General features: G+C 50.0%; 3 protein-coding genes. 1 reads left to right on the forward strand and 2 read right to left on the reverse strand.

Translation table 11 applies throughout. The annotated features are described in order from the left end of the window. Window positions 1-12: 12 nt before the first annotated feature. Complete coding sequence (locus C3D30_RS09200; RefSeq protein WP_105286786.1) at window positions 13-3816, reverse strand: DUF4132 domain-containing protein; 3804 nt, start codon at window positions 3814-3816, stop codon at window positions 13-15. Between the two features lie 139 nt (window positions 3817-3955). Beyond that, window positions 3956-5989 (reverse strand): methionine--tRNA ligase, encoded by a 2034-nt coding sequence (gene metG / locus C3D30_RS09205; RefSeq protein WP_105286787.1) that lies wholly within the window; start codon window positions 5987-5989, stop codon window positions 3956-3958. A 132-nt stretch (window positions 5990-6121) separates the two neighbouring features. Between metG and apbC the strand changes: the two genes are divergently transcribed. Beyond that, window positions 6122-7070, forward strand: a 949-nt coding sequence (apbC, locus tag C3D30_RS09210; protein ID WP_105268405.1) for an iron-sulfur cluster carrier protein ApbC, incomplete at its 3' end; no start/stop codon positions are given.

The following is a 7070-nucleotide window of genomic DNA, read 5'->3' on the forward strand; positions in this document are numbered from 1 at the left end:
AGTTAAATCCTTTTAATCAAACAGTGATTCAATATCGTTAATCAACTCGCTGGCGGTGATGGCATCAAGCGCGGAGAACGTGAGCGAGGGCTGTGTACTGTAGCGTTCCCCTGGCGAAGTGATTTTTACGCTTTCAACAGGTAGCAGGTCGCCATATCCAGTTTCGCCGTAAATCAATGAGAAAGGTTCTGTTTCAAGTTCGAGATCGCCATAAAGGGTAGATTTGCGCATTGCATAGACGCTGCCGCTTTCTTCCAGACATTGCCAGCCTCTGCGTTCCAGTCCGACAATGCGCCCGGCCTGGCAAAGCCGTCCGCTCCAGCGTGTCAATTCATGGGCGCTGCGTTCATTGTCAGCAAGGTGGTAACTACAACGGTCGAGCTGTTGGAAGGGGGAAAGCAGTTCGTAATCAGCGTAAATTTGCCTGAATGCAGCGGCGGATTCAGGGGAGATTTCCAGCACATGCGGAATACCGATGTTCCCTGCTGGCAGCGTGAATAGCTCATCCTGCGCATCGCTGTAAGAGCTGTCTTCTGCCACGCGGAAACAGGTCATAAGGATGTTTTCATCGTTATATACCCCCCATAACAGTCGTCGGGTTAAGTGACACATCAGCGGATGTTCTGCCAGGAACAGGCGGAACTGCTCTGCCGTCCAGCGTCTGCGCTGGCACATAGCCTGTTCCAGGCGAGCAATCTGCTGGCTGGCTATGGCGCGTACATCTTTTTTCAACTGTTTGAAGAGGTTAACGGCGTCAGTTGCCAGTGTTTTATCATCGCTCTGGTTTGGTTTGGGTAAATCTTTCAGGACTTTGCCGTTTGCGTCACGCACCACGGGTTTTAAGGTTTCATCAAAACCAACGGTGAATTGACGTGAACCGAAATCAAGTGTCAGAGAGCCGTGGGCATCAAGTCCTAAATCGGGAGCCAGGCGGTCTTCCAGTTCGGCCATTGTCAGCCCGCGATTTTCGGCGGCCATATTGATTTTGTCGCGGGCATTTTCCTGTAATGCTTTGAATTTAATCTTTTGCGCAATGCCATTAAGCAACATCAGCGCAATATCGCTGCCAATATCAGCCAATACATTCAGCCCGGAAACCGCCCGTTTATGCTGGGATTCCCCCGGCCAGGCGCGGATGAGCGGGGTTAATTTACGCGCGGTGTCGTCATTGCCTAAAATCCCAAGCGAAGTAAATGCCCAGTTTTCTTTTGCGGGGGCGCCAGCTTCTGTCCAGGCGGTATACAGATCCCAGCCAAATTCAGCCAGTGATTCGCGGGTGAAGGTTTCTCTAATGATATCCAGCCCAGCGTAGGCGGTAATGTCGCGAGGAAAGCTCAACATAGTGCCGAGGTGGCGCATAGCGTCATCTGGCAGAGGCAGGTTGTTACTTTTAAGCCGTGGTCTGCGCCATAAGCTGAACTGATAAAAGCCGGGCAGAGGGGCGATTTTTGCGGGATATTCTTCCAGCGGATCGCTATCGAACAATGTTGCCAGCGCAGCTAAAACATCAGGTTGGTTATACCCTTGGGCGATTTCTTCAATCGTTTCTCGCTGGTTTAATTTCACCAGCAGACGGAGTGCCTGGCGGGCACAATCACGATCTTTTCCTTGTTTGCCCAGTGCCACAGGAAGTAGCCCGGCGGCGGCATGGCGTGGGAATTTAGCCAGCCATTTTCGGGCATCTTCAGCAGACATTGTTTTCTGTAATCGCTGCGCCATCTGTAATGCTAATTCGCTGACGCCCAGGAAGAGAGTGAATATCCACAACTGTTGTGGCTTACGTTGCAGACATTTCATAAACGCAGGAATGGCCGCATCACCAAAAATCGCCAGAATCTCTTTCTCGCCGGAGAATTCTTCTTCATTGATTATTTGATTGAGGAAAGAAATAGCATGTTGAGTGGGTAGGAAACAGAGAGCGTACAACTGCCAGGATTTACTGCCTTTGTTATGGTATTGCGCAAACTCTGCTTTCAGCGACGGGAAATCGAAACGTAACAGGGCATCAACTGCGCTTTGTGGCATTATTTTTTTTTCGTATTGTTCTTCTCCGGTTCTGCGCCATTCCTTAAACCCCAGTCGCCAGAGAATTTGTTGTTCTGGTGTAAAAGGAATGAAAGATGTCTCCCAGCTTTCTTTTTCAATTAGTGGCAGATCGGTAAAAAATGTTTGCTGTGATGCCTGATATTTTGCGATGTCACTGAATCTGGATATGTCAGTATAACTGATTAATTCTGTAATTCCTGGTGTGATATCAGTGACGGCAGGAACGGGAAGTATCGGTAAATCAAATACGGGTACTGCATTCTTTTTCTTATTTATTACCCACGGTGGCGAAGTAAACAGCTCTGGCAACATATCCGCAGTGGCATATTCACATTCTTCAGTCGCAGGTTGCGGACGACATTCAGATAAGATACCTGCCGCTTTAGCATTAACCCAGGGAATAACGTCACATACCAACTCTGGCGTGGCGGTAATCAGTTTGACAAGTGCGTTACGCCACTGTGTATCTTCATGTATTGCCAACAAAGTAGCATAAGCGGCAATAGCCGCAGCAGGATGTTTTTGACAGGCTTTGCTTAAGTATTCCAGGTGCTTTTTCTTGCCAATTACACCGAGGATCAGAATTTGAATCGCATCCGGGTGATTCGTTTTCCATAGCCATTTGACAAGGTTTTCGGTTTCACTGATGTGATTGAAAACATAATCCGGGTCGTCAGAATGGTCTTCCGTTAACTCAAGAAGTATCCGGCTTACACCGCGCACCCCATTATTTGCCAACAACATTGCCAGATAAGCGCGAAAATCACGATACAACGGTGGGAAGTCGTATTTTTCTGCTGTAGTTAGAGCAGTATCATCGGTTACCACCAGTCTTAACCAGGTCATCGCCGGAACGTTTTGATCTGCATAACGTAGCGCCATGGCATTGGCGATATCCGGTCGTTCAGGGATCAGTAGCGCCGCAAAAGGTTGCCGTGCCGGGGAGAGCGAGGGAATAGCAGCAAGTACTTTATCTACACAGCGTTGCCACTCATCTTCTGAAGCGAGTGAAAGATGATGACATAGACGTTGATGCCAGTTCGGTAGCGATTCTGCTTCGAGATCGGGAGGAATTATGGTCGTGACGGCGGCTTTTACTGTTTTATATCTAAGTTGAAGAGCGAGAAGGGTGATTTCAACGGTAGTTTCCAGGCCACAACGAACGACTAAGTCATCGACCAGTTCATCTGTTGAGTAAGAGTTCCAGGAGTGCCAGAGTAATGCCGCATCAGACTGCGCACTACCTGTCTGTAGATTATCCTGGATTCGCAACTGTAATTCGGCAAACGCCTGCTGCCAGTTTTCCGGATAAGAACTGTAGTATTTTTTTAAATCATATGCATAAGTGCTATCTGCAATGCGCTTCCATACCTCACCTTTATTGCGCAGATAATTAATTTCTCTTGGCCTGGTGCGATGAGGAAAAGCAAATCGATTAATATCGTCAGTTAACGCAATGGCTGCATCATCAGCAAGCCATGGCCGTTTGTTTTTACTTACAACTGCGGTTTTAACTTCAGAAGGGGTACTTTCTTTTGTGACTGGCGGGAGAACCATATTTACCGAGTCACCTTCCACATAACCCTTCTTCATTTTCTCCGCGATTAGCTTCAGCTCTGCTTTTTCCGCAGCAGCAGCATCCGCAAAGCTTTTTACCTGGCTTTGCCCGTTGGTGTCGACTTTTCCCCAGCTAATATGCAGTTCGTTTTCCTGCTGCGCCACCGCCCAGAATTTATGTGATTTCTCGTCCTGATAGATAAAGTGTCTCATTCTGCATCCCTGTAATTTTATCCAGTTTAATACAGATGCTAACAGCATTTGCGCAGGTTACAGAGCGACAAAAAGGCGAGAAAACAACTTTAGGAATTTATAAAGAAAAGGCGCTGTCGATGCAGCGCCTTGAAGGGGATTATTTCACTTGATGACCCGGTTTAGCACCGGCATCCGGGCTTAACAGGAAGATATCTTTCCCGCCAGGACCTGCGGCCATCACCATGCCTTCGGAGATACCGAAGCGCATTTTACGCGGTGCCAGGTTAGCCACCATAATGGTGTGACGACCAATCAGCGCCTGTGGGTCTGGGTAAGCAGAACGAATGCCGGAGAAGACATTGCGTTTTTCACCGCCGAGATTCAGCGTCAGGCGCAGCAGTTTGTCAGAACCCTCAACAAACTCTGCGTTTTCAATCAGCGCCACGCGCAGGTCAACTTTGGCGAAGTCGTCAAAGGTGATGGTTTCCTGAATCGGATCATCAGCCAGCGGGCCAGTAACTGGCGCGGCAGTGGCTTTCACTTCTTCTTTAGAGGCTTCCACCAGTGCTTCAACCTGCTTCATGTCGATGCGGTTATACAGTGCTTTGAACGGATTAACTTTGTGCGCCAGCAGCGGTTGCTGGATGCCATCCCAGGTCAGTTCCGTATTCAGGAACGCTTCCGCACGCTCGGTCAGTTTCGGCAGTACCGGTTTCAGGTACGTCATCAGCACGCGGAACAGGTTAATGCCCATTGAGCAAATCGCCTGCAGGTCGGCATCGCGACCTTCCTGTTTCGCCACCACCCACGGAGCCTGCTCGTCAACATAGCGGTTAGCCAGGTCAGCCAGCGCCATGATTTCGCGCACAGCTTTACCAAACTCACGGCTTTCCCACGCTTCACCAATAACTTCAGCGGCATCGGTAAAGGTTTTGTACAGTTCAGGGTCAGCCAGCTCGCTTGCCAGTACGCCGTCAAAACGCTTGTTGATAAAGCCAGCGTTACGGGAGGCCAGATTCACCACTTTGTTGACGATATCGGCATTCACGCGCTGAACGAAATCTTCCAGGTTCAGGTCGATATCATCGATGCGCGAAGAGAGCTTCGCGGTGTAGTAGTAGCGCAGGCTATCAGCGTCAAAATGATTCAGCCAGGTGCTGGCTTTAATGAACGTGCCGCGAGACTTGGACATCTTCGCGCCGTTCACCGTCACATAGCCGTGAACAAACAGGTTGGTCGGCTTGCGGAAGTTGCTGCCTTCCAGCATTGCTGGCCAGAACAGGCTGTGGAAGTAAACAATATCTTTACCGATGAAGTGGTACAGCTCGGCGGTGGAGTCTTTCTTCCAGTATTCATCGAAGCTTACGCTGTCGCCGCGCTTGTCACACAGATTCTTGAAAGAACCCATATAGCCAATTGGCGCGTCCAGCCAGACGTAGAAGTATTTGCCCGGCGCGTTCGGAATTTCAAAACCGAAGTACGGTGCGTCGCGGGAGATGTCCCACTGTTGCAGGCCGGATTCAAACCATTCCTGCATTTTGTTTGCTACCTGCTCCTGCAACGCGCCGCTGCGGGTCCATGCCTGCAACATTTCGCTGAAAGAGGGCAGATCAAAGAAGAAGTGTTCGGAATCACGCATTACCGGCGTAGCGCCAGAAACCACTGATTTCGGCTCGATCAGTTCCGTCGGGCTATATGTTGCGCCGCAGACTTCGCAGTTATCGCCGTATTGATCCGGGGATTTACATTTCGGGCAGGTGCCTTTCACAAAACGGTCCGGCAGGAACATGCCTTTTTCCGGATCGTACAGCTGAGAGATGGTGCGGTTTTTAATAAAACCGTTCTCTTTCAGGCGAGTATAGATAAGCTCAGACAACTGACGGTTCTCTTCGCTGTGCGTTGAGTGATAGTTGTCATAGCTGATGTTAAAGCCTGCGAAATCAGTCTGATGCTCCTGACTCATTTCGCCAATCATCTGCTCCGGGGTGATACCAAGCTGCTGTGCTTTCAGCATGATCGGCGTACCGTGGGCATCGTCGGCGCAGATGAAGTTGACCTCGTGGCCGCGCATTCGCTGGTAACGGACCCAGACATCAGCCTGGATGTGCTCCAGCATATGGCCGAGGTGGATTGAGCCGTTAGCGTACGGCAGTGCGCACGTCACCAGAATTTTCTTCGCGACTTGAGTCATAGTAGGCATTACTTCTTAGTAGTGAAAAGGGGTTAGATAGTACCAAATGGGAAAATGTTAAGTAAGTACTTATCTATTATCTTCAGGTAAACTATTTAGCTGATGGTTTATCTATATAAATAAGGAGTCGGGATGAACGAACAATCCCAGGCCAAATCACCAGAAGCCTTGCGCGCAATGGTCGCCGGGACACTGGCTAATTTTCAGCACCCAACCCTGAAGCATAACCTTACCACGCTGAAAGCGTTGCATCATGTCGCCTGGATGGACGACACCCTGCATGTGGAGCTGGTTATGCCGTTCGTCTGGCATAGCGCGTTCGAAGAGTTAAAAGAGCAATGTAGCGCCGAATTGTTGCGTATCACCGGGGCAAAAGCTATCGACTGGAAACTGTCGCATAATATTGCCACCCTGAAACGCGTTAAAAATCAGCCGGGAATTAACGGCGTGAAGAACATTATCGCGGTCAGTTCCGGCAAAGGCGGCGTGGGTAAATCCTCCACGGCGGTAAACCTGGCGCTGGCGCTGGCGGCGGAAGGCGCGAAAGTCGGTATTCTGGATGCCGACATTTATGGTCCGTCTATCCCAACCATGCTGGGGGCAGAAAATCAGCGTCCGACCTCGCCGGACGGGACTCACATGGCACCGATTATGTCTCATGGCCTGGCAACCAATTCAATTGGTTATCTGGTCACTGACGACAACGCGATGGTGTGGCGTGGCCCGATGGCGAGCAAGGCGTTAATGCAGATGTTGCAGGAAACTTTGTGGCCGGATCTCGACTATCTGGTGCTCGACATGCCGCCAGGCACCGGTGACATTCAATTGACACTAGCGCAAAACATTCCAGTAACCGGCGCAGTAGTGGTCACCACGCCGCAGGACATCGCGTTGATCGACGCGAAAAAAGGCATTGTGATGTTCGAGAAAGTCGAAGTTCCGGTGCTCGGTATTGTCGAGAACATGAGCGTCCATATTTGCAGTAACTGTGGTCATCATGAGCCGATTTTCGGCACTGGCGGTGCAGAGAAACTGGCCGAGAAATATCACACGCAGTTGCTGGGGCAGATGCCATTACACA

This window comes from Escherichia sp. MOD1-EC5433, assembly GCF_002966005.1.
Lineage (GTDB): Bacteria > Pseudomonadota > Gammaproteobacteria > Enterobacterales > Enterobacteriaceae > Escherichia > Escherichia ruysiae.